We start from the raw sequence: 26,407 nt of genomic DNA, 5'->3' as shown, positions 1-26,407 counted from the left end.
CTAGCCGACGCGCTCCAACCCGGCGAGCATCTTCTTGAGCAGCGCTTCCAGCTGCAGCTGCTCCTTGTCGCGCAACGCGGACACTTCCATGTCGAGCAGGCTGCACAGGTCGGGCAGCATGCTCTCGATCAGCGCCTCGCCGGCCGGCTCCAGGGTCAGCACCACCTTGCGCCGGTCCTCGGTGCTGCCGGCGCGCCGGATGAAGCCCTTCTCGCACAGCTGGTTGGTCAGGCGGGTGACGTTGGCCATCTTCTCGCCCGCCGCCTCGGCCACCTCGCTCGGCGTGAGCGAGCGCTCCGGGGTACCGAGCAGCATCATCAGGATGTCGTACTCGGGGTGGCTGATCCCGTACGGGCGCAACAGCAGGTTGGCGTTGGCGTGGATGCGCTTGTACAGGTGCTTGATCAACCGGACCAGGATCGCAGGCTCGCGCGGGAACGCCGGATAGCGTTCGCAGGTGACCTCCACTCGTCGTTCGGTTGGATCGAAGCTGCCCATTGTCACCGTCATCGCCGTGGAGTTGCCCCATGTTACAGGCAGCGGGGCCCCGGCGCGGGTGCCGTTCGTCAGCGCGGGGCGCGGTAGCTGCCGGGCAGGCCTTCCGGCGACAGCACGACCTGCCACAGCTGGGCGTGCCGGCAGCGGAAGGTGGCCATGGAACCGGCCAGGTAGAAGCGCCACATCCGGCGGAAACGCTCGTCGTAGCGCGCGTCCAGCCGGTCCCAGGCGGCCTCGATGTTGCGCCGCCAGGCCTGCAGGGTGCGGTCGTAGTCGGGGCCGAAGTTGTGCCAGTCCTCCATCACGAACAGGCCTTCGTAGGCCTGGGCGATCTGGCGCGCCGACGGCAGCATCGAGTTGGGGAAGATGTACTTCGCGATCCACGGATCGGTGCGGTGCCGGCTGACGTTGGTGCCGATGGTATGCAGCACGAACAGGCCGTCCGGCGCCAGGCACCGCCGCGCCACCTCGAAGTAGGTGCGGTAGTTCTTGTCGCCGACGTGCTCGAACATGCCGATCGACATGATCGCGTCGAAGCGCTCGTCGAGCTCGCGGTAGTCCTGCAGCCGGATCTCGATCGGCAGCCCGCGGCACAGCGCGCGCGCGTACTCGGCCTGCTCGCGCGAGATCGTCACGCCGACGCCGCTGACGCCGTAGCGCTCGGCCGCGAACTTCAGCGCCTCGCCCCAGCCGCACCCGATGTCGAGCACGCGCTGGCCCGGCTGCAGGCGCAGCTTGCGGCAGATCAGGTCGAGCTTGGCCTCCTGCGCGTCGTCGAGGTTGTCCGCCTGCGCCCAGTAGCCGCAGCTGTAGACCAGCCGGCGCCCCAGCATCGCCTGGTACAGGTCGTTGCCGAGGTCGTAGTGGCGGCGGCCGACCTCGTAGCTGCGCTCGCCCTGCTGCTGGTTGAAGATCCTCGCCAGCAGGGCGTCGCGGATCTCGCCCAGGCCGTGGACGCGCTCGTCCAGGCGCGCCCGCATCAGGTGGTAGAGGAAGACGTCGAGCTGGTTGGCGTCCCACCAGCCGTCCATGTAGCTTTCGCCCAGCCCCAGCGAGCCCTGCGCAAGCACCCGTGCATGGAAGTGGGCATCGTGGACCTGGATGTCCTGCGGCCGCGTGCCGCCGATGACCACGTCGGCCTCTGCCAACAATTGTTCGACGCGATGCTGAAGTCGCTCCGGCACGCCTGCTCCTCCGGATCAGGATCAATCTTTGGAGAAGAGCCCAGCATACTCCTGCGCGACCAGCGGACGCAGCACGCTCGCGGGCACGTCGGCGGTCTGCGTGCCGTCCGAATACGGCCCGACCTGGTAGGGCGGGAACACGAAGCGCAGCGCGGCGATGCGCCCGGCGCCATCGACCAGCGGCTCGAACTGCGCGAAGTTCGCGGCCTTGGCGGTGGTGCCCTCGGCGATCATCTTGTCGGCCGAGCGCAGCAGCGAGGCCGTCTCATCCGGCGCCAGCTTGTCGGCCTGCGCGCGGGCGGCGGCGGCCTCGTGCAGGCGCGCGGCGACGTACTGGCCCACCACGCCCCAGTTGCGCTCGTCGGGGACCAGCGCCTCGGCGGTCAACTGCTTCTGCGGTTCCTTGAGCCAGACGAAGCGCGCGACCAGCGGCTCGCCGTGCGCGCCGCCGGTGTAGCGGCTGCCATTGGCGGCGACCGCGACCAGCGCCGGCGTGTCGGCGAGCTTGTCGAAGCTCAGCGACAGCTCGTACGGCGCGCTCGGCCGGTCGTTGCCCAATCCCTCCAGGGCGCGCATCAATTCCGCGCGCGCGGCGTCGGCGTAGCCGCGGATCAGCCTGGCCAGCCCGGGCTGGTCCTCCAGGCCCTTGGGGAAGCTCACCCCGATCACGTAGGACGGCGTGTGTTCGATGATGTCGGCGAGCTTGGCCGGCGCCTCCGCTGCAGCGGCCGCCGCTGCGGTGTCCGGCGCAGGCGACGCCGGGGCCGCCGCCTGCCCGTCCCGTGCCGGCTGCGGCTCGCGCTGGCACCCCGCCACGCCGATCAGCGCGATCCAGATGATCCATCCCGCGATGTTGCGCATGTCGCTTCCCCTTCGCCTCGCTTCCGTCCGGTTCCGTTCAGGCCAACAGGTCCCGTTGCTCGGGGTGCCGCCTGAAGTACGCCTCCGCGTAGGAACACTCCGGCCTGACCTTCCAGCCATTGGCACGGGCCGTCGCCAGCGCCGCGGCGGTGAGCTGGCCGGCGATGCCGCGCCCGCCGATCGGCTCGGGCACGCCCGTGTGCAGGATCGCCATCGTGCCGGCCGCGAGCCGGTACTCGAGCACGGCCTCGTGCCCCCCCACGTGGGTGACGAAACGGAATCGCCCGGGCTCGTGCCGGACCTGGGATTCCCCTGCTGTACTCATGAGTTCCCCCGCCAAGCGATGCGGGATTCTGTCCGATCCGGCGCATTCAGCGCGTGAACGCGGACGCGCCGGCACGCGCAGGCGCGGGGCCTCGCTGCCGGTTTCACGCCGGCGAGACGGCGCATCGGTTGGCATGGCGGCCAAGGGGGAACCCGAGCCTCGCTGGGAGCTCGCCATGGGCGTTCCGGAAACTCCCGCCGCCGACCACGACCAGGACCTGCTGGAGGACCTGTTCCGGCTGGTCGTGAGCGGACAGACCGGCGGCAGCGACTACGCATCGCTCGACGCCGAGATCTACGGCCGCCTGCTGCAGGCCTATGCCGGCCCCGCCCATGCCGGCGGCCAACGCCCGCCGGGCCACGGCGCCTGAACGGCGCTGCCCGGGCTCAACCGAATCGTGGGTTGGCGAGCTGCTCCAGGAAGATGTCCAGCACCTCCGGGCGCATGATCAGCATGAACATCACGCCGAAGGCGGCGCCGGCCAGGTGCGCGCTGTGGTTGATGCGATCGCCGCCGCGGCGGTCCATCCAGATGCTGTAGCCGACGTAGAACACCGCGTAGATGATCGCCGGCGCCGGGATGAAGAACACCAGGATGATCGTCCAGGGCGCCAGCAGGATGTAGGCGAACAGCACCGCCGATACCGCGCCCGAGGCGCCCAGGCTCAGGTAGTTCGGGTTCTTCTGGTTCTTGATGTAGCTCGGCATGATCGAGACCACCAGCGCCGCCAGGTAGAACAGCGGATAGGTCAGCACGCTGCCGGTGGCCATCGTCATCACCCGCTCGATCGGCCGCCCGAAGAAATACAGCGTGATCATGTTGAAGATCAGGTGGGCGAAGTCGGCATGGATGAAGCCGTAGGTCACCAGCCGGTCGTACTGCCGGTTGCGGTCGATCGCCGGCGGCCACAGGATCAGGCGATCGGCCAGCTTGCGGTTGTTGAACGCCATCCACGAGACGACGGCGGTGATGGCGATGAGGATCAGCGTGATCATGGATGGCGGGCTCGATCAGGCGGCGCGGTAGTTGTCCACGGCGCGGTAGCTGCGGGCGTACAGGCCGAAAGCCAATGCCGCCAGGAACGCGAACGCCGCGAAGAAGAACATCAGGAAGGCGGCCTCGCTCAGGCCGGTACGGGCGATATGGCCGGTGACGGCGTCGTTGCGCACCGCCACGTTGGACAGCAGCACCCACAGGTTGCCCACCGTGGTGGTCAGGTACCAGAAGCTCATCACCACGCCCTTCATCGATGCCGGCGCCTGGCTGTAGGCGAATTCGATGCCGGTGGCCGACACCAGTACCTCGCCCAGGGTCAACAGGGCATAGGGCAGGATCTGCCAGGCGATGTGCATCGGGTCGCCGCCGTCCATCTCGACCTGGATCAGGCCCACCACCACCCAGGCCAAACCGCTGAAGGCGATGCCGGCGGTCATGCGGCGCAATGCGGTGGGCTCGTACCCCAGCTTGCGCAGCGAGGGGTACAGCACGAGGTTGTTGAACGGGATCAGCAGCATCACCAGCAACGGATTGAGCGCCTGCATCTGCGAGGCGGTGAACCACGGGGGCATCACCATCTCGCGCCCCTGCAGCACCCAGGTCGAAGCCTTCTGGTCGAACAACGAGAAGAACGGCGTGACCAGCGCGAACACGATCAGCACCCGCAGCAGGGACCGCACGCCGTCCACCGCTTCGTCCGGATGCACGCCGCGCGCACGCTCCAGCTGCCACCAGGTACCGCCACCCACGCCGACCAGCAGCAGCACCAGCGCCAGGCACAGGCAGATCACGATGCCCAGCGTGCCCGCGAAGGCGAAGCTGGACAGGGCCAGCAACACCGACAGCACCGCCAGGACCAGGCCCGGCCGCGCCTGCCCCGGCGTGCGCGACAGCAGCGCGGTGCGCACCACGCGCGAGAAGGCATGCGGATCCTCGGGCGGCGGCGGCACATGGACATAGCGCTTGCGACCCAGCCAGAACACGAAGGTGGCCACGAACATCAACAGGCCCGGGATGCCGAATGCCCAGGCCGGGCCCAGGTTCTTCAGCGCCAGCGGGATCAGCAGCGACGCAAACAGCGAACCGAAGTTGATGATCCAGTAGAAGGCGTCGAAGGCGATCTTGGCCAGGTGCTTGTTGCGCTGGTCGAACTGGTCGCCCATGAACGAGGCCACCAGCGGCTTGATGCCGCCGGCGCCGAAGGCAATCAACCCCAGGCCCAGGAAGAAGCCGCCGCGATGGTCCTCGAACAATGCCAGGCAGGCGTGGCCGGCGCAGTACACCAGGCTGAACCACAGGATGGTGTTGTACTTGCCGAAGAAGCGGTCGGCCAGCCAGCCGCCCAGCAACGGGAAGAAGTACACCCCGATCATGAAGCTGTGCATGATGTGCTTCGCCTCGGCCTCGCGGCCGGGGGCAGTCACTTCCTGCAGCAGCAGCGAGGTGATCAGGAACTGCACCAGGATGTTGCGCATCCCGTAGAAGCTGAAGCGCTCGCAGGCCTCGTTGCCGATGATGTAGGGAATCTGGCGCGGCATGCGCGCACGCGGGTCGGCACTGGCGGCCTGGACAGGGGTCGTCATTGTCGGTCGATCGCGGGTATAAAGCCGCAAGCCTACCGTATCCGGGCGGGTGCCGGTGCCGGGCCTCGCCATCGCGCAGCCTGTGGGAGCGACTTCGGTCGCGACGGGCTTTCCCGGTACGGCTCCATCGCGACCGAAGTCGCTCCCACAGACTTCCGCACGGGAGGCGGATGCGTTCCATGCCGCATTGCGGATTGGCCCGCCCGCCGCGGTGGGATAGATTTGAGCGTTCCCCCTGCTTGGACCGACCGGATGGCCCGCCTGACGCGCCTGGCCCTGTGCCTGTTGTTGACCGCCACCAGCCAGCCCGCGCTGTCCGCGGATGCCGCGCTGTCCACCGTCGCCGAGCGCAGCGGCTTCCGCCAGACCGGCCGCTACGAGGAAGTGGTCGCGCTGTGCGATGGGTTCGCCCGGCGCTATCCGCAGGCGGTGCGCTGCATCGAGTTCGGCACCACGCCTGAAGGCCGGCCGATGAAGGCGCTGGTCGCCTCCACCGCCGGCGCGCTCGAGCCGGCCGCGGCCGCGCAGCGCGGATTGCCGGTGGTGCTGGTCCAGGGCGGCATCCATGCCGGCGAGATCGACGGCAAGGACGCCGGGTTCCTGGCGTTGCGCGAGATCCTCGAGGGCAGCGCGGGCAAGGGCGTGCTGGACAAGGCGGTGCTGTTGTTCGTGCCGGTGTTCAACGTGGACGGCCACGAACGCTTCGGCGCCTGGAACCGCCCCAACCAGCGCGGCCCGGAGCAGATGGGCTGGCGCACCACCGCGCAGAACCTCAATCTCAACCGCGACTACCTCAAGGCCGACGCGCCGGAGATGCAGGCGATGCTGCGGCTGGTGCAGGCCTGGGATCCGCTGATGTACGTGGACCTGCACGCCACCGACGGCGCGCAGTTCGAGCACGACGTGTCGATCCAGGTCGAGCCGGTGCATGCCGGCGACGCCACGCTGCGCCGCGACGGCACGCGCTGGCGCGACGCTGTGATCGCCGACCTCGCCCGCCAGGGCTCGCTGCCGCTGCCCTACTACCCTTCGTTCGTGGTCAACGACGATCCGTCCTCGGGCTTCGAGGACAGCGTGCCGCCGCCGCGTTTCTCGCACGGCTATTTCCTGCTGCGCAACCGCTTCGGCATGCTGGTCGAGACGCATTCGTGGAAGGAATACCCGGTGCGCGTGCGGATCACCCGCAACACGATCCTGTCGGTGCTCGACCAGGCCGCGCGCAACGGCGCGCAGTGGCGCGCCGACGCGCTCGCCGCCGATGCCCGCGCCGCGCAACTGGCCGGCCAGCCCGAACCGCTGACCTGGGTGGCGGACAAGCAGGCACGCACCGTGGCCTTCCGCGGCTATGCCTACACCCGCACGCCGTCGGACATCTCCGGCGCACTGATGACGCGCTACGACGAGAGCAAGCCGCAGGTCTGGCACGTGCCGCTGCGCGACCGGCTCGAGCCCGGCGTGGTCGTCGATGCGCCCGGGGCCGGTTATCTCGTGCCCGCCGCGCACGCGGCCTGGGTCGGCGAGAAGCTCCGGCTGCACGGCGTCGACTACCGCGTGCTGGACCGGGGCGCCACCCGCGACGTGCTCGCCTTCCGCGCCACGAGCTCGGCATTCTCCGCGCAGTCCGTCGAAGGCCACCAGCGCCTGTCGGTCGAGGGCCAATGGAAGCCGGAGCGGCGCGAGGTCGGGGCCGGCGCGTTGTTCGTGCCGATCGCGCAGCCGAAGGCGCGGCTGGCGATGGCGCTGCTGGAACCGCAGGCGCCGGACTCGCTGCTGCAATGGGGCGAGTTCAACGACGCCTTCGAACGCAAGGAGTACATGGAGGACTACGTCGCCGAGGACGTGGCCCGCCGGATGCTCGCCGCCGACCCGGCATTGAAGGCCGAGTTCGACAAGCGCCTCGCCGGGGACGCCGCCTTCGCCGGCAGCCCGCGCGCGCGGCTGGAGTTCTTCTACCGGCGCCATCCCTCGTGGGACGAGCGCTACCAGCTCTACCCGGTACTGCGTACCGACACCGCGCCGGACTGACCGCGCGCCCTCATCCCCGTTTTTCGTTCGACACCGCCAGGAAGGAACGGCCTTGACCCGCATCAGCATGAAAACGATTACACCCCCATGCCGGCTCCTGCTCGCGACGGCCGTCGCGCTGGCCGGCCCAGCCCTGCCGGCAACGGCCCCGGCGCAACCCGCGCCGGCCGCGCAGCCCTGGATGGACACCGGCCTGGATGCCGACCAGCGCGCAACGCTGCTGGTGGCGCGGATGACCCAGGACGAGAAATTCCAGATGCTGCGCAGCTACTTCGGGCTGGACAGCGACAAGACCAAGCGTCCGCCCGGCGCGCTCGGCTCGGCCGGCTACGTGCCGGGCATCGAGCGGCTGGGCATCCCGGCGCAGCAACTGGCCGATGCCGGCCTGGGCGTGACCAACCCCGGCGGCGTGCGTCCCGGGGACTACGCCACCGCCCTGCCCTCCGGCCCGGCGACCGCGTCCACCTGGAACCGCGAACTCGCCTTCGCCGGCGGCAGGACCATGGGCCGCGAAGCGTGGCAGCAGGGCTTCAACGTGCTGCTGGCCGGCAGCGTCAACCTGCAGCGCGACCCGCGCAACGGCCGCAACTTCGAATACGCCGGCGAGGACCCGCTGCTGGCCGGCACGATGGTGGGCGAGTCGATCCGCGGCATCCAGAGCGAGCACGTGGTCTCGACCATGAAGCACTTCGCGATGAACGACCTGGAGACGCGCCGCAACTTCCACAGCGCGCAGGTCGGCGAACAGGCGATGCACGAGTCGGACCTGCTCGCGTTCGAGATCGCGCTCGACGTCGGCCATCCCGGCTCGGTGATGTGCGCCTACAACAAGATCAACGGCACCTACGGATGCGAGCACGGCTACCTGCTCGACCAGGTGCTCAAGCGGGAATGGAAGTTCCCCGGCTACGTGATGTCCGACTGGGGCGGCGTGCACAGCGGCTCCAAGGCGGCGCTGGCCGGCCTGGACCAGCAGTCGGCCGGCGAAGTCTTCGACGCGGCGGTGTACTTCGACCAGCCGCTGCGCATGGCGGTCGCCGCCGGCGTGGTGCCGCAGGCGCGGCTGGACGACATGGTCCACCGCATCCTGCGCAGCTTCTTCGCGGTCGGCGCGTTCGACCGCCCGCCGCAGCGCCAGCCGATCGACGGCCAGGCCGGCCTGCTTGCCGCACAGCGGGTCGCCGAGGAAGGCGCCGTGCTGCTGCGCAACGAGGATGGCGCCTTGCCGCTGAAGCGCGGCGCCGGGCGGCTGCTGGTCGTCGGCGGCCACGCCGACAAGGGCGTGCTCGCCGGCGGCGGCTCCTCGCGCATCGACTACACCGTCGCCGGCGGCAACGCGGTCCCGGGCATCGCCCCGACGACCTGGCCCGGCCCGGTGATCTACCAGCCCTCATCGCCGCTGCAGGCGTTGCGCGCCGCATTGCCGGGCGTGCAGGTGGACTTCGCCGATGGCCTCGACCCGGCCGCGGCGGCGCGCGCCGCGCGCGATGCCGATGCCGTCGTCGTGTTCGCCACGCAGTGGGCCGCCGAGTCGGTGGACCTGCCGGACATGGCGCTGCCCGACGGGCAGGACGCGCTCATCGCCGCGGTCGCCAGGGCCAACCCGCGGACCACCGTGGTACTGGAGACCAACGGCCCGGTGCGCATGCCGTGGCTGGAACGGGTGCCGGCGGTGCTGCAGGCCTGGTATCCGGGCATCGGCGGCGGCCCGGCCATCGCCAACCTGCTGACCGGCAAGGTCAACCCGTCCGGCCACTTGCCGGTGACCTGGCCGGTGGACGAGTCGCAGCTGCCGCGCCCGTCGATCCCGGGGCTCGGCTTCCACCCGGAGCAGCCGGGCGCGGATACCGTGGACTACGCCATCGAGGGCGCCAACGTCGGCTACAAGTGGTTCGCCGCCAAGGGCCTGAAACCGCGGTTCGCGTTCGGCCATGGCCTGTCCTACACCACCTTCGCGTTCTCCGGCCTGCAGGCGAACGTGGACGGCGCGCGGCTGCGGGCGAGCTTCGAGGTCGCCAATACCGGCGATCGCACCGGCGCGGCGGTGCCGCAGCTGTACCTGCGGATGCCGTCCGGGCACGCCACGCCGGTGCGCCTGGTCGGTTGGCAGAAGGTCGCGCTCGAGCCGGGCGAGCGCCGCCGGGTCACGGTCGAGGCGGAACCGAAAACGCTGGCGGACTTCGACACGCAGGCGCGTCGCTGGAAGATCGGCGCCGGCCGCTACACGCTGGAGCTGGCGCGTTCGGCCGGCGACGTGGTCGAGCGCGTCGAGGTGGCGCTGCCCGAAGCCGTCCTGCAATGACCGTGGCGCAGGCGTCGCCGTGCACGACGCCTGCACCCTGGCTGGGCGAAAATGCAGGCATGATCGCGTTCGCGCCCCGCACTCGCACGGCCCGGCACTGGTTCGTCCTGTTGCTGGCGTTCGGCCTGTGCCAGCCAGGCCTCGCGTCCGCGGCGACCACGCCCCGTTCGCAGCCTTCTTCGCAGGAGCGCACCCTTTCGGTCGCTTCGCTGAGCCTGGCGGGCGACCGCGAGCGCTGGCCGGAACGCCGCGACGGCGTGCTCGCCCTGCTCACTCGGCTGCGTCCGGACGTGATCGCGCTGCAGGACGTGCTGCAGGCGCCGGACGTACCCAACCAGGCCTGCTGGCTGGCGGCACGGCTCGGCTATGGCTGCAACTTCATCACCGCCGATCCGCCCAGCCGGCCGCGCCGCATGGGCAACGCCCTGCTGACCCGCCACACCGTCGTCGCCGACGCGGTGACGCTGCTGCATCCCTTCGAAATGGCCGGCACCGCCGGCATGGTGCAACTGGAGCTCGATGGCAGGCCGCTGGACGTCTACGTTACCCACCTGTATCCCGACGATCCCCAGGCACCGGAGGATTCGGCCGCGATCCGGGCCGCGCAGGTGCGCAACCTGCTGCGCTGGATCGACGTCACCTCCGGCGATACGCCGGCCATGATCCTCGGCGACATGGCCACCGCGCCCGAAGCGGCGGAGCTGAAGCCGTTCGCCGCGCGCTACCGCAATGCCCTGGCCAGCGCCGGCAGCGCGCCGATCGCGCCGCCGCCCGCCTGCAGCGGCGAGCAGGTGTTCGTGCAACCGCCGCTGCGCATACTCTCGATCCGCCCGATCATGGCCGAACCGGACGCGGGCGCGGACGCCGCGCACGGCGTGTTCGCCACGGTGGCCTTGCCGGCCGAGTCCGCGGCGGCGGAACCCTTGAACTAGGTTCCTCCCCGGACGACCTGGCGCTCCTCGCCCGCGCCGGCCTTCCGCACCGCGCGGGCACCCCTTCCCGGGGATTGCGCCGGGGATCCCGCGCCCGCAAGCAAGAAGGCCGGAACCTCGCGGTCCCGGCCTTCCCGTCATGCATCCACGGCGGAACCGCGGATCAGGCGATCGCTTCCTTGTAGCGGCGCTCGACCTCGTCCCAGTTCACCACGTTGTAGAACGCGCCGATGTATTCCGGGCGGCGGTTCTGGTACTTCAGGTAATAGGCGTGCTCCCACACGTCCAGGCCCAGGATCGGCGTGTTGCCCTCGAACAGCGGGCTGTCCTGGTTGGCCGTGCTCTCGACCACCAGCTTCTTGTCCGGGGTCACGCTCAGCCAGGCCCAGCCGGAACCGAAACGGCTGACCGCGGCCTTGGTGAAGGCTTCCTTGAACTTCTCGAAACCGCCCAGGTCCTTGTCGATCGCCTTGGCGACCTCGCCCTTCGGCTCGCCGCCGCCGTTGGGCGACATCACGGTCCAGAACAGCGAGTGGTTGGCATGGCCGCCGCCGTTGTTGCGCACCGGGCCCTGCAGGTTCTCCGGCAGCGACTTCAGCTTGGAAACCAGCTCCTCGACCGGCAGGTCGGCGTACTCGGTGCCTTCCAGCGCCGCATTGACATTGTTGATGTAGGTCTGGTGATGCTTGGTGTGATGGATTTCCATCGTCTGCGCATCGATGTTCGGCTCAAGCGCGTCGTAGGCGTAGGGCAGCTTGGGGAGGGTGTAGGCCATGCGTGTCTCCTGGACTCGTTCGCCCGGCGGGAGACCGGGCGTTGCGGGGTGAATGGTAAGGACGGCGCCGTGACTTACCAAGCCCGGCGCCGGGGAAACTTCGTCCCACGGGCATGCGGACGCCACATGCGACTGTGCGGCGCGGCCGGTTACATGCGGGTGAACCGCACGTTCGGCGCGGGTGTGCGCCATGCCGCGTTCAACCAGGGATGCCCGTGGCGGGTCATACTGCCGGCCTCTCGACCAGGAGCCTGCCGATGCGCCGACCCGCCCTGTTGATCACCGCGATCGTCCTGCTGGTGGCGGGCCTGTGGGGCATGAGGCAGGTGCAGCAACCGCATCCGCAGTTCGCCCCGCAATCGGACCTTCCGGCCGTCGCCGAGGCCCGCCGCGCGCCGGCGCCGGCGTCGACCGGCTCGATGGACGGGCTGCCGGCCTTCCTGCCGGCCGAGGCACGCGACACGATCGCCTTGGTCCGGCGGGGCGGCCCGTTCCCGCACCGGCAGGACGGCAGCGTGTTCGGCAATCGCGAACGGCGCCTGCCCGACCGCCCGCGCGGCTACTACCACGAATACACCGTGGACACGCCCGGTTCGCGCGACCGCGGCGCGCGCCGCATCGTCACCGGCGGCACGCCGCCGGAAATCTGGTACTACACCGACGACCATTACGAGACGTTCAAGAGCTTCAGCGTGCCGGAGGACGTGCGATGAGCGGCGGTTTCGGCCTGGACCTGTCCGATCCGGCGCAATCGGGGGTCTACTCCGTCGGCGAGGCGGACCTGGACACCCTGGCCGCGCTGGCGCGCGATGCCGGCCTGCGGGTGCTGCGGGTGGACCTGCAAGGGTGCACCGACAAGCGCACGCTGCTGGCGCGCCTGGCGGCGCAACTGGACTTCCCGCCCGCGTTCGGCCGCAATTGGGACGCGCTGAGCGATGCGCTGCGCGACCTGTCGTGGCAGCCGGCGAACGGCTACGCGCTGCTGCTGGAGTCGGCCGCAACGCTGCGCGCCTCCGCGGGCGCCGACTTCGACACGTTGCTGGACATCCTCGACGAGGCCGCCATCCGTTGGCGCGAATCCGGCATCCCGTTCGCGGTCTTCATGGGATTGCAGGACGATCCCTAGCCTCGCCCGTCCGCGCCCGGCGGCAGCGCAGCGCAAGGCACGCATGCCCTGTGACGCGGACCGAGGAATCGCACATCCGCCGGCCGGGGCGCTTCCACTCGCAGTTCGGTGCGGACCCGTACCTGAAGGCGTGCTACGAGGATTTCAGGATCTGGAACGGGGCCCTGGACGCGGCGCAGGTCGCAAGCCTCGCGCAAGGCCGTTGAACGATGCCGGCCCCGGCCGCATGCGTGCTCAGCCGTCCAGCTCCGACCAGCGTGCGTAAGCCGCGTCCAGCTCGGCCTGCAGCACCGCCAGCTTCTGCGTGTCGGCGGTGACGGCGGCGCCGTCGCGGGCGAAGAAGGCCGGGTCGTTCATCGACTCGGTCAGGGCGGCGATGTCGCCTTCCAGCGTCTCGATCCGCGCCGGCAGCTGTTCCAGTTCGCGCTGCTCCTTGTAGCTGAGCTTGCGCTTGCCGGCGGCGGGTTCGGCCGCCTTCGCCACGGCGGGCGCCGGTGCCGGCGATGCCGGCTTCTCCGCCGGCCTGGCGACCGCCGGCGCGGGGCGCTGGCGCAGCCAGTCGCTGTAGCCGCCCACGTACTCGCCGATCCTGCCCTCGCCTTCCATCACCAGCGTGGAGGTCACCACGTTGTCGAGGAAATCGCGGTCGTGGCTGACCAGCAGCAGCGTGCCGGCGTAGTCGGCCAGCAGCTCCTCGAGCAGCTCCAGCGTCTCCACGTCCAGGTCGTTGGTCGGTTCGTCCATCACCAGCAGGTTGGAAGGCTGCGCGAACAGCTTGGCCAGCAGCAGGCGATTGCGCTCGCCGCCCGACAGGCGCGTGATCGGCGCGCGCGCGCGCTCGGGCGTGAACAGGAAATCCTGCAGGTAGGCATGCACGTGCTTGCGCTTGCCGTTGAGGTCGATGAAGTCCGCGCCCTCGGCGACGTTCTCGATCGCGCTCCAGTCCTCGCGCAGGGTCGCGCGGTACTGGTCGAAATAGGCGACCTGCAGGTTGGTACCGAGCCGCACCTCGCCCGATTGCGGCTGCAGTTCGCCCAGCAGCAGCTTGAGCAGCGTGGTCTTGCCGCTGCCGTTGGGACCGATCAGGCCGATGCGGTCGCCGCGCACGATGGTGGTGGAGAAGTCGCGCACCATGACGCGCTCGCCGAACGCGAAGCGAACGTCCTTGGCCTCGATGACCTTCTTGCCCGACGCATCGCCCTTGGCCGCCTCCAGCCGCACGTTGCCGCCCAGTTCGCGTCGCTGCGCGCGCTCCGCCCGCATCGCCTTGAGCCGGCGCACGCGCCCCTCGTCGCGGGTACGGCGTGCCTTGATGCCCTGGCGGATCCAGGCTTCCTCCTGCGCCAGCAGCTTGTCGAAGCGCGCGTTCTCCTGCGCCTCGGCATTGAGCCGTTCCTCGCGGCGGCGCTCGTAGTTGGCCCAGTCGCCCGGCCAGCTGGTGACCTGGCCGCGATCGATCTCGACGATCCGGGTCGCCAGCGCGCGCAGGAAACGGCGGTCGTGGGTGACGAACAGCACGCTGCCGCCCCAGCCCTTCAGGAAACCTTCGAGCCAGTCGATCGCCTCGATGTCGAGGTGGTTGGTCGGCTCGTCCAGCAGCAGCACGTCCGGGCTCGACACCAGGGCCCGCGCCAGCAGCACGCGGCGCTTCATGCCGCCCGACAGGCGCGCGAACTCGGCCTCGCCGTCCAGTTCCAGGCGCGTGAGCGTCTCGGCCACGCGCTGGTCCAGCGCCCAGCCGTCGGCGGCATCGATCCTGGCCTGCACCCGCGCCAGCGCGTCGGTGTCCAGTTGCGCGGCGTGGCTGAGATGATGGAACTCGGCCAGCCACTGGCCCAGCTCGCCCAAGCCGTCGGCGACCACGTCGAACACGCTGCCGCCGGTGCCCTGCGGCACCTCCTGCTCCAGCCGCGCCACGCGCACGCCCTGCTGGACGCGCACTTCGCCGTCGTCCGGGCGCAGTTCGCCGGCGATGAGCTTCATCAGGGTGGACTTGCCGGCGCCGTTGCGGCCGATCAGGGCGATGCGTTCGCCCGGCTCGATCGCCAGCTCGGCCTTTTCCAGCAGCAATGGGCCGCCGACGCTGTAGTCGACGGCATTCAAGGTGATCAAGGGCATCCGCGCATTGTACGGGAGCGGCGCCGCTCGCCCCCACCTGCCGCGCCCGCCCCGCGATCGGCCGTCATTCCAGCAGCGCCGCCAGGGCCGGCGAGAAACGCTTGCCGCGATGGCGCACGACATACAGCTGGCGCAGCAGCCGCGGCAGCGTGGTGCGCAGCTCCACCAGCCGTCCCAGCGCGATCGGCTCCTGCACCGCGCAGTGCGACAGGCAGGCGATGCCGAGCCCTTCCGCCGCGGCCTGCTTGATCGCCTCGGTGCTGCCGAGTTGCAGCGTGCTGGCGAAGCCGCCCAGGTGCGGCAACAACGCGTTGTCCACCGATTCGCGCGTGCCCGAGCCGGGCTCGCGCAGCAGCCAGCGCTGGCCGCGCAGCGTGGCCGGCGCCAACGCGGTGCGCCGCCGCGCCAGCGGATGGCCGGGCGCCGCGACCAACACCATCGGGTCGTCGCACCACGGCCGTGCGTCCAGTTCGTCGAGGTGGCAGGGGCCTTCGATCACGCCCGCATCCACCTCGAAGCGCGCGACGGCCTCGGCCACCGCGCGGGTATTGCCGATGCGCAGCTCCACGCCCGCCTGCGGTTGCACGCGCAGCAGCGCGGCGATGCGGGCGGGCATCAGGTAGTTGCCGATGGTGGTGCTCGCGCCCAGCCGGATGCGCGCCGGCGGGCAGGCACCGGCGAGGTCGCCGAAGCGGCGCTCGATCTCCTGCGCGGCGTCCAGCGCGGCGCGGGCCGGGTCCAGCAGCGCGCGCCCGGTCTCGTTGATGACCAGGCGCTTGCCGATGCGGTCGAACAGGCGCGCCCCCAGCAGGCCTTCCAGCTCGGCGAGCGCGGCGCTGGTCGCCGATTGCGACAAGGGGATCGCCTCGGCCGCGGCGACGGTGCTGCCGTGCTCGGCGATCGCGACGAAGGTCCGCAGCTGGCGCAGGGTCAGGCGCATCCATCTATCCATATTCCAGGTTATCCATAACGATACAACCTGTTTTACAGGTAATCGAGCCCGGTCCAGGCTATGCGTATTCCCGCTATCCGCACCCTCGATGAATACCCTCTCGGTCCAGCCGGCCCGCTCTCCCGAGCGCCTCCCTTCCCGCCCTTCCCCGCTGCCCGGCCTGCTGCTCACCGCGGCGATCGCGCTGTCCTCGCTCCAGTTGGCGCGGCTGGACTGGCTGCAGGCGCATGGCCTGAGCGCGCTGACGGTGGCCATCGTGCTCGGCATGCTGCTCGGCAACACGCTGTACCCGGCCTGGGGCTCCACCGCCGGGAGCGGCGTCGCCGTGTCCAAGGGCACGCTGCTGCGCGCCGGCATCGTGCTGTACGGGCTGCGCCTGACCTTCCAGGACGTCGCCCAGGTCGGCGGCACCGGCGTGCTGGTCGACGCGATGGTGCTGGCAAGCACCTTCGCGCTGGCCTGGCTGCTGGGCACGCGCCTGCTGGGGCTGGACCGCGGCACCGCGCTGCTGGTCGGCGCCGGCAGCTCGATCTGCGGGGCCGCCGCGGTGATGGCCGCCGAACCGGTCGTGCGCGGGCGGGCCGAGCAGGTCACCGTGGCGGTCGCCACCGTGGTGGTGTTCGGCACGCTGGCGATGTTCGCCTACCCGCTGCTGTACCGCGTCGGCGTCGACCATGGCTGGCTGGCGATGACGCCCGAGCAATACGGGCTCTATGCCGGCTCGACCGTGCACGAAGTCGCGCAGGTCTATGCCGCCGGCCGCGCGATCGGCAGCGACGCCGCCGATGCCGCGGTGATCGCCAAGATGGTGCGGGTGATGATGCTGGCGCCGTTCCTGGTGCTGCTGTCGTGGATGCTGGCGCGCCTCGACCGGCGCGCGCCGGCCGCCGGTGCGCGCCGGGCCGGCAGCCCGATCGTGGTGCCGTGGTTCGCGTTCGGCTTCGTGGCCGTGGTCGGCCTCGGCTCGCTGCACTGGCTGCCGGCGCCGCTGGTCCAGGCCGCCAACGCGCTGGACACCGTGCTGCTGGCGATGGCGATGGCCGCGCTCGGCTTGACCACGCACGTCTCGGCCCTGCGCCAGGCCGGCCCGCGCCCCCTGTTGCTGGCCGGATTGCTGTTCGCGTGGCTGCTGCTGGGCGGCCTGGCGATCAACCTCGGCGTGCGCGGCCTGTTCGGTTGATCCGGTGCGGCGCGGGCCGCCGGGTAGAATGGCGCATGACCGAATTCTCCACGCTGCCGCTTTCGCCGGCGCTCGCCGCCGGCATCGACGCCCTCGGCTACACCACGCTGACCCCGGTGCAGGCGCTCGCGCTGCCGCCGATCCTGGAAGGCCGCGACGTGATCGCGCAGGCGCCGACCGGCAGCGGCAAGACCGCCGCGTTCGGCCTGGGCCTGCTTGATCGCATCGACCCGTCGCACCTGCGCGTGCAGGCGCTGGTGCTGTGCCCCACCCGCGAGTTGGCCGACCAGGTCGGCAAGCAGCTGCGCAAGCTCGCCACCGGCATCCCCAACCTCAAGCTGTCGCTGCTGACCGGCGGCGTCGCGCTCGAGCCGCAGGTCGCCTCGCTGCAGGCGCACGCCCCGCACGTAGTGGTCGGCACGCCCGGGCGCGTGCAGGAACTGGCGCGCATGCGCGCGCTCAACCTCGGCAAGGTCGCCACGCTGGTCCTCGACGAGGCCGACCGCATGCTCGACATGGGCTTTGAGGAGCCGATCCGGGAGATCGCCGGCCGCTGCGCGCGCGACCGCCAGGGCCTGCTGTTCTCGGCCACCTTCCCCGACGCGATCCGCGACCTGGCCCGCCAGCTCCTGAAGGAGCCGGTCGAGGTCACCGTGGCCGGCGCCGACAGCGCGCCCGCGATCGACCAGCAATTCTTCGAGATCGAACCGGCGCACCGGCAGAAGGCGGTGGCCGGGCTGCTGCTGCGCTTCGCGCCGGAATCGGCGCTGGTGTTCTGCAACACCCGCAAGGACGTGGACGAAGTCGCCGATTCGCTGCGGCAGTTCGGCTTCTCCGCGCTGGCGCTGCACGGCGACCTGGAGCAGCGGGACCGCGACGAGGTGCTGGTGCGCTTCGCCAACCGCAGCTGCAACGTGCTGGTCGCCAGCGACGTGGCCGCGCGCGGGCTCGACGTCGAGGACATCGACGTGGTGCTCAACTACGAACTGCCGACCGACCTGGCCACCTACCGCCATCGCATCGGCCGCACCGCCCGCGCCGGCAAGGCCGGGCGTGCGCTGAACCTGGTGGCCTCGCGCGAGCGGCCGCGAGCGCAGCTGGTCGAAGCCGAACTGGGCGAGCCGCTGCGCTTTTCCAACGCCCCGCTGGCGACCGGCAAGCCGCCGAAGCTGCCGCAGGCAGCGATGGCGACGCTGCGCATCGACGGCGGCAAGACCGACAAGCTGCGGCCCGGCGACATCCTCGGGGCGCTGACCGGCGATGCGGGGCTGTCCGGCGCGGCGATCGGCAAGATCGCGATCTTCCCCACCCGCTCCTACGTGGCGGTGGCGCGCGCCCAGGCCGACAAGGCGCTGGCACGGCTGGAAGCCGGCAAGATCAAGGGCCGCCGGTTCCGCGTGCGCAAGCTCTGAGTTCAGGCCGCCGGCGCCGCCCGCGGCCGCCCGCCGAGCAGGCGCGCGGGCAGCGTCAGCAGCGCGCGCAGGAACGCGAACAGGGCCTCGAAGGTGATGCCCACCAGCCGGAACGGCAGCGAGAGCAGCCAGACCAGCGGCCACAGCAGCAGCACGAGCAACGCCAGCGGCCAGCACAGCACGAACAGGATGCACCAGGCGGCGATGGCGAACAGCGTCTTCATGGGCAGCTCCGAAGCGATCGAGGACCCGGGGTTCCGGTGAGCGGCAGCATGCGGGCGGCCTCCCTGCCCGGCAACGGCCGTGCGACGAAGCGCCGGTTGCGGCGACGAAGCGCCGGTTGCGGCGACGAAGCCCGGCGCCGGCGCGACGAATCCGGCCATGGCGGGCATGGGAGAGGCCGCCGGTGCCGGCAGGCCGTGCCCGCTAGAGAGGAAGCTCCATCTCCACCAGGTCGTAGCCGCCCCCGAATCCATCCGGTTCGATGCGCCGGACCACGAAGCCGAAGCGCGCGAAGAAGCCCTGGCTCATCGGCGTGGTCTCGATCAGCACGCGGGCGAAGCGGCCTTCCGCGCGGATGCGTTCGAGCCGCTCCTCCAGCAAGCGGGTGCCGAGCCCGTGCGCATGCAGATCGCGCCGGACCATGCCCCACACCAGACCGGCGGCCGAGGGCTCCGGATGCGGCGCATAGCCGCCGCACCCGAGCAGTTCGCCCCGGGAGTCCTCCAGCACGAAGTAGCGCAGGCCGTCTTCATCGAGGCTGTCGAGGAAGTCCCCGCGCTCGTGCGCGCCGAAATAGTCCGGCACGTTGCTCTCGAACAGCGCGATGCAGGCGGCCAGGTCGGTGGCGCGGTACGGACGCAGGCGGGCCAAGGCGGACATGCCGTCGGTACGAAGAGGGCTGGCTCAGTACGCCAACGTGGCCTGCAACGGCACCTCGCCGGTCCAGCGAGCGCGCCCGGCCAGCGCCTTCAGCTCGACCAGCACCGCCGCGCCGATCACGTCCAGGTCCAGCTTGCGCGCCAGCGCCATCGCGGCCAGCAGCGTACCGCCGGTCGCCAGCACGTCGTCGACGATCAGCACGCGCGCCCCGGGCTTCAACACGTCGGCATGCATCTCGATCCGATCCGTGCCGTATTCCAGCGCATATTCCTGGCCGACCGTGCGCCCCGGCAGCTTGCCCGGCTTGCGCACCGGCACGAAGCCGCAGCGCAGCTCGTGCGCAAGCGGCGCACCGAGGATGAACCCACGTGATTCGATCCCGAGCACCGCCTCCGGCGATGCCTGCCGCCAGGGCTGTGCCATCGCGGCGATTGCCGCAGCAAAGCCCGGCCCGTCCGCGAGCAACGGCGTGATGTCCTTGAACACGATGCCCGGCTTGGGAAAGTCGGGAATGTCGCGGATCAGATCGGCCCAGTGCGCAGGCACAGCGGAAGCCATGCCATGGCTGGCGTCGTTCATATCGATTACCGGGTAAATCGCGGGGGCGGCCATTCTAGGCCGTACCAAGCCCCCGAGCGAGCCATGCTGTGGCTGTGGCTGTGGCTGTGGCTGTGGATTTTGCCGTTTGACTTGCCGGGGCCCCTCCGAAGCGGCGGAGACGGTGGGAAAAACCCCGCAGGGGCGACGCACATGGATGTGCGTCGTTTTTCGCCGCGACAGGAGGTCGCGTCGAAAAATCCTGCCGGCTCCGCGGACCCGCAGCGTAGCTGCGGGCGCGTAGGCGGGGTGTGCTTGATCAGCCGTTCGGCTGCTGTGAAGCGCTTCTTTTGGTTACTTTTCTTTACGCGGCACATCCTTGTGCCGCGCCCTTCGGGCCGGCTTCGCCGTGCGGCGCCGCTCCTGCGGCGCGCGTGCACAAGCAAAGAAAAGTGACTCGCCGCAAGGCGAAAGCTTTCGCCTTTCTAGCCAAAGGCAAAAAAAGCGAAAAGCAAAGTCCCTGGATGATCAGCCATTCGCCCGCTGAAAAGCGCTTCCCGCCTTCGCGGAAATGACGACAGTGGGATTACGGATAGAGACTGGATAGATGGCGTCAAAGTCGCTGGGTCCCCGCCTTCGCGGGGACGACAGCACGGAGATAGCGAGAACCGGATCGATGGTAGGAAAGTCATACACACCCAACCCAACCAATCCCTCACGACATCAACCGGCAACCGCCTTCCGCCGCTGGAACAATCCCCGCACCAGCACGAAGAACATCGGCACCAGGAAGATCGCCAGCAACGTACCCGTCACCATGCCTCCGATCACGCTCACGCCGATCTCGCGCCGGCTGGCCGCACCCGCCCCCGTCGACAACGCCAACGGCAGCACGCCCGCCACGAACGCCAGCGACGTCATCACGATCGGCCGCAGGCGCAGCCGCGCCCCTTCCAGCGCCGCCTGCATCAGCGAACGGCCCGCGCGATGCTGCGCCTCGGCGAACTCCACGATCAGGATCGCGTTCTTGGCCGACAGGCCGATCGTGGTCAACAGGCCCACCTGGAAATAGATGTCGTTGACGAACCCGACCAGCGTCGTCGCGGCGACCGTACCGATCAGGCCCAGCGGGATCACCAGCATCACCGCCACCGGGATCGACCAGCTCTCGTACAGCGCCGCCAGGCACAGGAAGATGAACAGGATCGACGCCGCATACAACCAGATCGCCTGGTTGCTGGCCATCCGCTCCTGGTAGGACAGTCCGCTCCAGGCCAGGTCGAAGCCCGGGTGCTCGGCCGCCAGCGCCTCGATCCGCCGCATCGCCTCGCCGGAACTGCGCCCGGTCGCCGGCGCGCCCTGGATCTGCGCCGCCGCCAGGCCGTTGAAACGCTGCAACAGCTGTGGGCCGCGCGTCCAATGGGTGGAGGCGAACGCCGAGAACGGCGCCATCTGCCCGTCGCTGCCGCGCACGTACCACTGGTCGATGTCCTGCGGCAGCGAGCGATACGGCGCGTCGCCCTGCACGTACACGCGCTTGACCCGGCCGCGGTCGATGAAGTCGTTCACGTAGCGCCCGCCCCAGGCGATCGACAACGTGCCGTTGATGTCGCTCTGGGCCAGGCCGAGCGCGCGCGCCTGCGCCTGGTCCACGTCGACCTGCAGCTGCGCCTTGTCGCCCAGGCCGTTGTAGCGCACCGCCGCCAGTTGCGGGTCGTCGCTGGCCTGCTGCACCAGTTGCTGCCGCGCCTGGTCCAGCGCCGGGCGGCCCACGCCGTCGGCGTCGCGCAGCCACACCTCGAAGCCGCTCGACTGGCCGAGGCCGCGCACGGACGGCGGCGAGAGCACCGTGATCCTGGCGTCGCCGAAACGACGGAAGTAGGCGTTGGCGCGATCGATGATCGCCTGCGCGGAGCCGTCGCGGCCGCGCTCTTTCCAGTCCTTCAGCCCGGCGAACGCCTGGCCGGCGTTCTGGCCGACGCCGGCCTGGTTGCGGCCGATCACCATGAAGATCACGTTGAGGTTGTCCTTCTCCTCGCGCATGAAGTAGTCGCTGATGCGCTTGCCGACCTCCTGGGTCTTCGCCAGCGGCGTGCCCTCCGGCGTGGTGAACTGCACCTGCACCTGCGCCTGGTCCTCCACCGGCAGGAAGCCGGTCGGCAGGCGCTGGTAGAGGACGGCCACCACCAGCACCACCAGCAAGTACAGCGCCACCCAGCGGCGCGGCCGGTCCAGCAGCCGGCCCAGCCGGCTTTGGTAGCCCGCCTGGCTGCGTTCGACCAGCCGGTTGAAGCCGCGGAAGAAACGCCCCTGCGGCCGCTCGCGCTCCACCGGCGCCAGCAGCGTGGCGCACAGCGCCGGGGTCAGCGTCAGCGCGACCAGCGCCGACAGCGCCATCGCCGACACGATCGTCAGCGAGAACTGCCGGTAGATGATGCCGGTGGCGCCGCCGAACAGCGCCATCGGCACGAACACCGCGCCGAGCACCACGGTGATGCCGACCAGCGCGCCGGTGATCTGCCCCATCGAGCGCTCGGTGGCCTCCAGCGGCGGCAGGTGCTCCTCGTGCATGATGCGCTCGACGTTCTCGACCACCACGATCGCATCGTCCACGAGCAGGCCGATCGCCAGCACCATCGCGAACAGGGTCAGCGTGTTGATGGTGAAGCCCGCCACCGCCAGCAGGCCGAACGTGCCCAGCAGCACCACCGGCACGGTGATCGCCGGGATCAGCGTGGCGCGCCAGTTCTGCAGGAACAGGTACATCACCACCACGACCAGCACGATCGCCTCGACCAGGGTGTGCACCACGCCCTCGATCGACACCCGCACGAACGGCGTGCCGTCGCGCGGATAGGCGACCTCCACGCCGTGCGGGAAGCGTGGCTTCATCCGCTCGACCAGCGCGCGCACCGCGTCGGAGGTCTCCATCGCGTTGGCGCCGGAGGACAGCGTCAGCGAGAAACCCGCGGCCGGATGGCCGTTGAGCCAGGTCCAGCTCTGGTAGTTCTCCGCGCCGATCTCGACCCGGGCCACGTCGCGCAGCCGCACCGCCGAGCCGTCCGGCCGGGTGCTCAGGATGATGTCCTCGAACTGCTCCGGCGTCCGCAACCGCGATTGCGCGGTGACCGTGGCGTTGAGCGCCTGCTCCGGCCCGGTCGGCAGCGCGCCGAGTTCGCCGGCGGTGACCTGGGTGTTCTGCGCCTGGATCGCGCTGGTCACGTCCGAGGGCATCAGCTTGAACGCGTTGAGCTTGTGCGGGTCCAGCCACACCCGCATCGCGTACTGGGCGCCGAACACGTTGATCTCGCCGACGCCGTTGAGCCGGCTCACCGGGTCCTGCAGGTTGCTGACCAGGTAGTCCGACAGGTCCACGCTGTCGAGCGTGTCGGTGGTGTCGTACAGCGCCACCACCATCAGGCTGTCGCCCTGCGACTTGGCCACCACCACGCCCTGGTCCTGCACCTCCTGCGGCAACCGGTTGAGCGCCTGGTTGACCGCGTTCTGCACCTGCACCTGGGCGATGTCCGGGTCGGCGCTCTGGTCGAAGGTGACGGTGATGCGCGACTGCCCCGACGAGGAGCTGGTCGAGGAGAAGTACAGCAGGTGGTCGATGCCCTTGATCTGCTGCTCGATCACCTGGGTGACGCTGTCCTCGACGGTCTGCGCGGAGGCGCCGTTGTAGTTGGCGGTGATGCTGACCGTCGGCGGGGCGATGTCCGGGTACTGCTCGACCGGCAGCGTCGCCACCGCGATCGCGCCGGCGGCCATGATGCAGATCGCCAGTACCCAGGCGAAGATCGGGCGGTGGATGAAGAAACGCGGCAGCACCGGCTCAGCCTCCGCCGGCGACGCTGGCGGCCGGGGCCACCTTCACCGGCATTCCTTCGGCCAGTCCCTGCGCCCCCTCGACGACGACCTGGTCGCCCGCCGCCAGCCCGGCGTCCACCAGCCAGCGGTCCCCCACCGCGCGCGCGGTCTTCAGTTCGCGGCGATAGGCCTTGCCGTCCTTGCCGACCACCCACACCTGGGCGAGCCCGCGCGGCGTGCGGTCCACCGCCGCCTGCGGCACCAGGATGGCCCGCTCGCGCACGCCCTGCTCGACGATGGCGCGCACGTACATGCCCGGCAGCAGTTGCCGGTCGGGATTGGGGAACTGCGCGCGCAGCGTGACCGTGCCGGTGTCCTCGGCGACGTCGATGTCGGCGAATTCCAGCCGCCCCGGCAACGGGTAGTCGGTACCGTCGGCGAGCTTCAGCTTGACCTCGGTGGACGCCGGCAGCACGCCGCCGGCGGCGATCTCGCGGCGCAGCGCCAGGTACTGGCTGCCCGACTGGGTCAGGTCCACGTTCATCGGATCGAGCTTCTGGATCTTGGCGATCGCGCCGGCCTGGTTGGCGGTCACCAATGCGCCGGGGGTCACCAGCGAGCGGCCGATGCGCCCGCCGATCGGCGCATCCACCGTGGCGAAGCGCAGGTTGGTGCGCGCGGTCTGCAGCGCCGCCGAAGCCGCGTCGCGGTTGGCGATCGCCTGGCGGTAGGCGGCCTCGGCATCGTCGATGTCCTGCTGTGCGGCCAGTTGGCCACGGCCCAGCGAGCGGTAGCGCTCGGCCTTCAGGCGCGTGGTCGCCAGCGCCGCCTCGGCATTGCTCAGGTCGGCCTCCGCTTGGCGCGCGGCGGCCTGGTAGAGCGTCGGCTCGATCTGGAACAGCGGCTGCCCGGCGCGGACCTCGCTGCCCTCCTCGAACAGCCGGCGCTGCAGGATGCCGCTGACCTGCGGCCTCACTTCCGACTCTTCGGAAGCCACGGCCCGGCCGGCCAGTTCGGTGGTGAGGGTCACCTTCTCGGGAGCGAGGGTGACGACGGCGACCTGCTTGGGCCCGGCGGTCTTTTTCTCGTCGCTGCCATGGCAGGCACTGAGCAGGCCGGCGAGCGACAAGGCGAACGCAACGGGGGCTCCCCGGAAAAACAGTCGGAGCGAGGGCATGCGGGGGATTGGAGTCGGGACTGCCGTCGAGATTATAGGTTGGGGTGGGCGCGGGGTACGTGCCAATGGTTGGTCAACCGGCACCGCGGTCGAGCGTTCTCCGCCGACGCCCTGCATCCCGGCAGGCTCGGCCGGGGAAGACCGGAAGCCTCCGGCCGCCGATCGCGCGATCAGGAACTGCAGGAAAGCATCGAGCATCCGGCTCGGTCGCGCGCCCAGTCCGGGCGCTTCGCCGCGAACGCCTCCCGTCCCGGCTGGTCCTCGTAGGGACGCCGCATCACCTCCATCAGCTCTTGGATGCCGCCCATGTCGCCCTGCTCGGCCCGGTCGATCGCCTGCTGGGCCAGGTAGTTGCGCAGCACGTAGCGCGGGTTCGCCCGTTGCATCCGCTGGCGCCGCGCCGCCGCGGCGCCGCCGTCGGCTTCCACGCGCGCCAGGTAGCGCACCAGCCAGTCGCGCAGCGCCGGCAAGGCCGCATCGCGCTTGTCCGCCGAATAGAAGGCCGGCATCAGCGGCTCGGCCGAGGGCGCATCCGGGGCCACCTCGACGAGGCTGCGGAAGGTCAGCGTCATGTCCATCTCCGCCCGCTGCATCAGCGCGTAGAGCTCGCCGGCCAGCTCCAGGTCGCCTTCCCGGCATTCCGCCAGCCCGAGCTTGGCCGCCGTGTCGCGCCGCTGGCATGCCAGGTAGGTGGCGCGGAACCGCTCCAGGCCGGCGTTCAGCGGCTCCGCGTCCGCGAACAGCGGCGACAAGGCCTGCGCCAGCCGCCCCAGGTTCCAGTACGCGACCTGCGGCTGGGTACCGAAACGGTAGCGGCGGCCCTGGGCATCGGTGGTGTTGGGGGTCCAGTCCGGGTCGTAGTCGTCCACCCAGCCGTAGGGGCCGTAGTCGATCGTCAATCCCAGGATCGACATGTTGTCGGTGTTCATCACCCCGTGCACGAAACCCACCCGCATCCAGTGCGCCACCAGTTCGGCGGTGCGCTCGCACACCTGCGCGAACCAGGCCGCGTAGCCCGGCCCGTCCCGGTCCTGCAGCCCGGGAAAGTCCCGGGAGATCGTGAAATCGGCCAGCCGCCGCAACAGCGCCGCGTCGCCGCGCGAGGCCGGCAGTTCGAAGCTGCCGAAACGCACGAATGACGGAGCGACCCGGCACACGATCGCGCCGGGCTCCGCGCGCGGGTGGCCGTCGTAGAACATGTCGCGCACCACCACCTCGCCGGTGGCCACCAGGCTCAGCGCGCGCGTGGTCGGCACGCCGAGATGGTGCATCGCCTCGCTGCAGAGGAATTCCCGGATCGAGGAACGCAGCACCGCGCGGCCGTCGGCACCGCGCGAATAAGGCGTGCGCCCTGCCCCTTTCAGCTGCAGCTCGTGGCGCTGCCCGTCGCTCCCGAGCACCTCGCCCAGCGAGATCGCACGGCCGTCGCCGAGCTGCCCGGCCCAGTGCCCGAACTGGTGCCCGCCGTAGTTGGCGGCATACGGCTGCATGCCGGGGTAGAGCGCGTTGCCGGCGAACACCTGGGCGAACTCAACCCCGGCCAGGTCGGCGGCATCGAACCCGATCCGCGCCGCGACCTCGGGCGAGTACGCCAGCAAGCGCGCCGCCGCCACCGGCGTCGGCATCACCGGCGACCACAGCGCGCCTTCCACCTGGCGCTGGCGCGGCCCGCTCTCCGGATCGCCCGGCAGCTCGGCGACGAAGCGATTGTCGAAGACCAGCGCCGCCATCG

At 70.4% G+C, this 26,407-nt stretch carries 24 protein-coding genes; 9 read left to right on the top strand and 15 right to left on the bottom strand.

Translation table 11 applies throughout. The features are described from left to right. From FD678_RS05510 to FD678_RS05495, 4 genes are read right to left on the bottom strand one after another with little or no spacing between them, the layout of a single operon-like run. Positions 1-510 (bottom strand): MarR family winged helix-turn-helix transcriptional regulator, encoded by a 510-nt coding sequence (locus FD678_RS05510; RefSeq protein ID WP_218569534.1) that lies wholly within the window; start codon positions 508-510, stop codon positions 1-3. 56 nt (positions 511-566) lie between these two features. Then, complete coding sequence (cfa, locus tag FD678_RS05505) at positions 567-1,682, bottom strand: cyclopropane fatty acyl phospholipid synthase (protein WP_140720197.1); 1,116 nt, start codon at positions 1,680-1,682, stop codon at positions 567-569. Between the two features lie 21 nt (positions 1,683-1,703). After that, positions 1,704-2,543 carry a DUF3298 and DUF4163 domain-containing protein gene (locus FD678_RS05500; RefSeq protein ID WP_140720194.1) on the bottom strand — a complete coding sequence of 280 codons (840 nt, stop codon included), beginning with the start codon at positions 2,541-2,543 and terminating at the stop codon, positions 1,704-1,706. A gap of 37 nt (positions 2,544-2,580) precedes the next feature. Beyond that, the gene (locus tag FD678_RS05495; RefSeq protein WP_140720192.1) at positions 2,581-2,868 is read right to left on the bottom strand and encodes a GNAT family N-acetyltransferase; all 288 of its coding nucleotides are present in this window, start codon (positions 2,866-2,868) and stop codon (positions 2,581-2,583) included. 175 nt (positions 2,869-3,043) lie between these two features. Here FD678_RS05495 and FD678_RS05490 point away from each other — a divergent pair, with 175 nt between their 5' ends. Continuing rightward, the gene (locus FD678_RS05490) at positions 3,044-3,238 is read left to right on the top strand and encodes a hypothetical protein (protein WP_140720190.1); all 195 of its coding nucleotides are present in this window, start codon (positions 3,044-3,046) and stop codon (positions 3,236-3,238) included. A gap of 16 nt (positions 3,239-3,254) precedes the next feature. On the opposite strand, the gene FD678_RS05485 is transcribed toward FD678_RS05490, so the two are convergent. Then, on the bottom strand, positions 3,255-3,863 hold the full coding sequence (locus FD678_RS05485; RefSeq protein WP_140720187.1) for a rhomboid family intramembrane serine protease: 609 nt from the start codon (positions 3,861-3,863) through the stop codon (positions 3,255-3,257). Positions 3,864-3,878: 15 nt separating this feature from the next. Further along, positions 3,879-5,447 carry a POT-type proton-dependent oligopeptide transporter gene (locus tag FD678_RS05480; protein WP_140720185.1) on the bottom strand — a complete coding sequence of 523 codons (1,569 nt, stop codon included), beginning with the start codon at positions 5,445-5,447 and terminating at the stop codon, positions 3,879-3,881. Between the two features lie 252 nt (positions 5,448-5,699). Between FD678_RS05480 and FD678_RS05475 the strand changes: the two genes are divergently transcribed. From FD678_RS05475 to FD678_RS05465, 3 genes are all read left to right on the top strand, one after another. Further along, positions 5,700-7,472, top strand: coding sequence for a M14 family metallopeptidase (locus tag FD678_RS05475; RefSeq protein WP_140720183.1), 1,773 nt, complete (start codon positions 5,700-5,702; stop codon positions 7,470-7,472). 67 nt (positions 7,473-7,539) lie between these two features. After that, positions 7,540-9,774: a beta-glucosidase family protein gene (locus tag FD678_RS05470; protein ID WP_140720181.1), complete on the top strand. Its 2,235-nt coding sequence runs from the start codon at positions 7,540-7,542 to the stop codon at positions 9,772-9,774. Between the two features lie 59 nt (positions 9,775-9,833). Next, on the top strand, positions 9,834-10,706 hold the full coding sequence (locus FD678_RS05465; protein WP_140720179.1) for an endonuclease/exonuclease/phosphatase family protein: 873 nt from the start codon (positions 9,834-9,836) through the stop codon (positions 10,704-10,706). Positions 10,707-10,869: 163 nt separating this feature from the next. On the opposite strand, the gene FD678_RS05460 is transcribed toward FD678_RS05465, so the two are convergent. Next, entirely contained in the window at positions 10,870-11,481 is a 612-nt protein-coding gene (locus tag FD678_RS05460; RefSeq protein ID WP_140720177.1) for a superoxide dismutase, read from the bottom strand. 257 nt (positions 11,482-11,738) lie between these two features. Here FD678_RS05460 and FD678_RS05455 point away from each other — a divergent pair, with 257 nt between their 5' ends. Genes FD678_RS05455 through FD678_RS05445 form a run of 3 tightly spaced genes read left to right on the top strand, consistent with a single transcriptional unit; the run spans position 11,739 to position 12,813 of the window. Next, positions 11,739-12,194, top strand: coding sequence for a ribonuclease domain-containing protein (locus FD678_RS05455; protein ID WP_140720175.1), 456 nt, complete (start codon positions 11,739-11,741; stop codon positions 12,192-12,194). Beyond that, a complete protein-coding gene (locus FD678_RS05450) occupies positions 12,191-12,607 on the top strand; it encodes a barstar family protein (protein ID WP_140720173.1) in 417 nt (138 codons plus the stop codon). The genes FD678_RS05455 and FD678_RS05450 overlap by 4 nt, the downstream gene beginning before the upstream one ends. Positions 12,608-12,657: 50 nt before the next feature. Next, positions 12,658-12,813: a LamG domain-containing protein gene (locus tag FD678_RS05445; protein WP_140720171.1), complete on the top strand. Its 156-nt coding sequence runs from the start codon at positions 12,658-12,660 to the stop codon at positions 12,811-12,813. Positions 12,814-12,841: 28 nt separating this feature from the next. On the opposite strand, the gene FD678_RS05440 is transcribed toward FD678_RS05445, so the two are convergent. Both FD678_RS05440 and FD678_RS05435 read right to left on the bottom strand, forming a co-directional pair. Continuing rightward, positions 12,842-14,725, bottom strand: a complete 1,884-nt coding sequence (locus FD678_RS05440) for an ATP-binding cassette domain-containing protein (protein ID WP_140720169.1) — start codon at positions 14,723-14,725, stop codon at positions 12,842-12,844. Between the two features lie 64 nt (positions 14,726-14,789). Next, positions 14,790-15,665: a LysR family transcriptional regulator gene (locus FD678_RS05435; RefSeq protein ID WP_140720167.1), complete on the bottom strand. Its 876-nt coding sequence runs from the start codon at positions 15,663-15,665 to the stop codon at positions 14,790-14,792. 100 nt (positions 15,666-15,765) lie between these two features. Here FD678_RS05435 and FD678_RS05430 point away from each other — a divergent pair, with 100 nt between their 5' ends. Together FD678_RS05430 and dbpA are read left to right on the top strand one after the other, a co-directional pair. Then, positions 15,766-16,857 carry a YeiH family protein gene (locus tag FD678_RS05430; RefSeq protein ID WP_140720165.1) on the top strand — a complete coding sequence of 364 codons (1,092 nt, stop codon included), beginning with the start codon at positions 15,766-15,768 and terminating at the stop codon, positions 16,855-16,857. Positions 16,858-16,892: 35 nt separating this feature from the next. After that, complete coding sequence (dbpA, locus tag FD678_RS05425) at positions 16,893-18,269, top strand: ATP-dependent RNA helicase DbpA (RefSeq protein ID WP_140720163.1); 1,377 nt, start codon at positions 16,893-16,895, stop codon at positions 18,267-18,269. Positions 18,270-18,271: 2 nt separating this feature from the next. On the opposite strand, the gene FD678_RS05420 is transcribed toward dbpA, so the two are convergent. The 6 genes from FD678_RS05420 to FD678_RS05395 form a co-directional block, all read right to left on the bottom strand. After that, positions 18,272-18,493 (bottom strand): hypothetical protein, encoded by a 222-nt coding sequence (locus tag FD678_RS05420; RefSeq protein ID WP_140720161.1) that lies wholly within the window; start codon positions 18,491-18,493, stop codon positions 18,272-18,274. Between the two features lie 202 nt (positions 18,494-18,695). After that, entirely contained in the window at positions 18,696-19,151 is a 456-nt protein-coding gene (locus FD678_RS05415; protein WP_140720159.1) for a GNAT family N-acetyltransferase, read from the bottom strand. Between the two features lie 24 nt (positions 19,152-19,175). Further along, positions 19,176-19,730 carry an adenine phosphoribosyltransferase gene (locus FD678_RS05410; protein WP_140720157.1) on the bottom strand — a complete coding sequence of 185 codons (555 nt, stop codon included), beginning with the start codon at positions 19,728-19,730 and terminating at the stop codon, positions 19,176-19,178. A gap of 681 nt (positions 19,731-20,411) precedes the next feature. Further along, the gene (locus FD678_RS05405; RefSeq protein ID WP_177497665.1) at positions 20,412-23,516 is read right to left on the bottom strand and encodes an efflux RND transporter permease subunit; all 3,105 of its coding nucleotides are present in this window, start codon (positions 23,514-23,516) and stop codon (positions 20,412-20,414) included. Positions 23,517-23,523: 7 nt separating this feature from the next. After that, the gene (locus tag FD678_RS05400) at positions 23,524-24,675 is read right to left on the bottom strand and encodes an efflux RND transporter periplasmic adaptor subunit (RefSeq protein ID WP_140720153.1); all 1,152 of its coding nucleotides are present in this window, start codon (positions 24,673-24,675) and stop codon (positions 23,524-23,526) included. A gap of 170 nt (positions 24,676-24,845) precedes the next feature. Then, positions 24,846-26,405 (bottom strand): protein adenylyltransferase SelO, encoded by a 1,560-nt coding sequence (locus FD678_RS05395; RefSeq protein ID WP_140720151.1) that lies wholly within the window; start codon positions 26,403-26,405, stop codon positions 24,846-24,848. Between the last annotated feature and the right edge of the window lie 2 nt (positions 26,406-26,407).

This window comes from Pseudomonas sp. Hp2 (assembly GCF_006386585.1).
GTDB classification, from domain to species: domain Bacteria; phylum Pseudomonadota; class Gammaproteobacteria; order Xanthomonadales; family Xanthomonadaceae; genus Pseudomonas_S; species Pseudomonas_S boreopolis.
Note: the sequence above shows the minus strand (reverse complement) of the source record. Positions and strands in the feature narration are given on the sequence as shown.

Coding starts and splice junctions, on each gene's coding strand:
- FD678_RS05510 (WP_218569534.1), bottom strand. CDS start 510: ATGACGGTGACAATGGGCAGCTTCGATCCAACCGAACGACGAGTGGAG.
- FD678_RS05500 (WP_140720194.1), bottom strand. CDS start 2,543: ATGCGCAACATCGCGGGATGGATCATCTGGATCGCGCTGATCGGCGTG.
- FD678_RS05495 (WP_140720192.1), bottom strand. CDS start 2,868: ATGAGTACAGCAGGGGAATCCCAGGTCCGGCACGAGCCCGGGCGATTC.
- FD678_RS05490 (WP_140720190.1), top strand. CDS start 3,044: ATGGGCGTTCCGGAAACTCCCGCCGCCGACCACGACCAGGACCTGCTG.
- FD678_RS05485 (WP_140720187.1), bottom strand. CDS start 3,863: ATGATCACGCTGATCCTCATCGCCATCACCGCCGTCGTCTCGTGGATG.
- FD678_RS05480 (WP_140720185.1), bottom strand. CDS start 5,447: ATGACGACCCCTGTCCAGGCCGCCAGTGCCGACCCGCGTGCGCGCATG.
- FD678_RS05475 (WP_140720183.1), top strand. CDS start 5,700: ATGGCCCGCCTGACGCGCCTGGCCCTGTGCCTGTTGTTGACCGCCACC.
- FD678_RS05470 (WP_140720181.1), top strand. CDS start 7,540: ATGAAAACGATTACACCCCCATGCCGGCTCCTGCTCGCGACGGCCGTC.
- FD678_RS05465 (WP_140720179.1), top strand. CDS start 9,834: ATGATCGCGTTCGCGCCCCGCACTCGCACGGCCCGGCACTGGTTCGTC.
- FD678_RS05460 (WP_140720177.1), bottom strand. CDS start 11,481: ATGGCCTACACCCTCCCCAAGCTGCCCTACGCCTACGACGCGCTTGAG.
- FD678_RS05455 (WP_140720175.1), top strand. CDS start 11,739: ATGCGCCGACCCGCCCTGTTGATCACCGCGATCGTCCTGCTGGTGGCG.
- FD678_RS05450 (WP_140720173.1), top strand. CDS start 12,191: ATGAGCGGCGGTTTCGGCCTGGACCTGTCCGATCCGGCGCAATCGGGG.
- FD678_RS05440 (WP_140720169.1), bottom strand. CDS start 14,725: ATGCCCTTGATCACCTTGAATGCCGTCGACTACAGCGTCGGCGGCCCA.
- FD678_RS05435 (WP_140720167.1), bottom strand. CDS start 15,665: ATGCGCCTGACCCTGCGCCAGCTGCGGACCTTCGTCGCGATCGCCGAG.
- FD678_RS05430 (WP_140720165.1), top strand. CDS start 15,766: ATGAATACCCTCTCGGTCCAGCCGGCCCGCTCTCCCGAGCGCCTCCCT.
- dbpA (WP_140720163.1), top strand. CDS start 16,893: ATGACCGAATTCTCCACGCTGCCGCTTTCGCCGGCGCTCGCCGCCGGC.
- FD678_RS05420 (WP_140720161.1), bottom strand. CDS start 18,493: ATGAAGACGCTGTTCGCCATCGCCGCCTGGTGCATCCTGTTCGTGCTG.
- FD678_RS05415 (WP_140720159.1), bottom strand. CDS start 19,151: ATGTCCGCCTTGGCCCGCCTGCGTCCGTACCGCGCCACCGACCTGGCC.
- FD678_RS05410 (WP_140720157.1), bottom strand. CDS start 19,730: ATGAACGACGCCAGCCATGGCATGGCTTCCGCTGTGCCTGCGCACTGG.
- FD678_RS05400 (WP_140720153.1), bottom strand. CDS start 24,675: ATGCCCTCGCTCCGACTGTTTTTCCGGGGAGCCCCCGTTGCGTTCGCC.
- FD678_RS05395 (WP_140720151.1), bottom strand. CDS start 26,405: ATGGCGGCGCTGGTCTTCGACAATCGCTTCGTCGCCGAGCTGCCGGGC.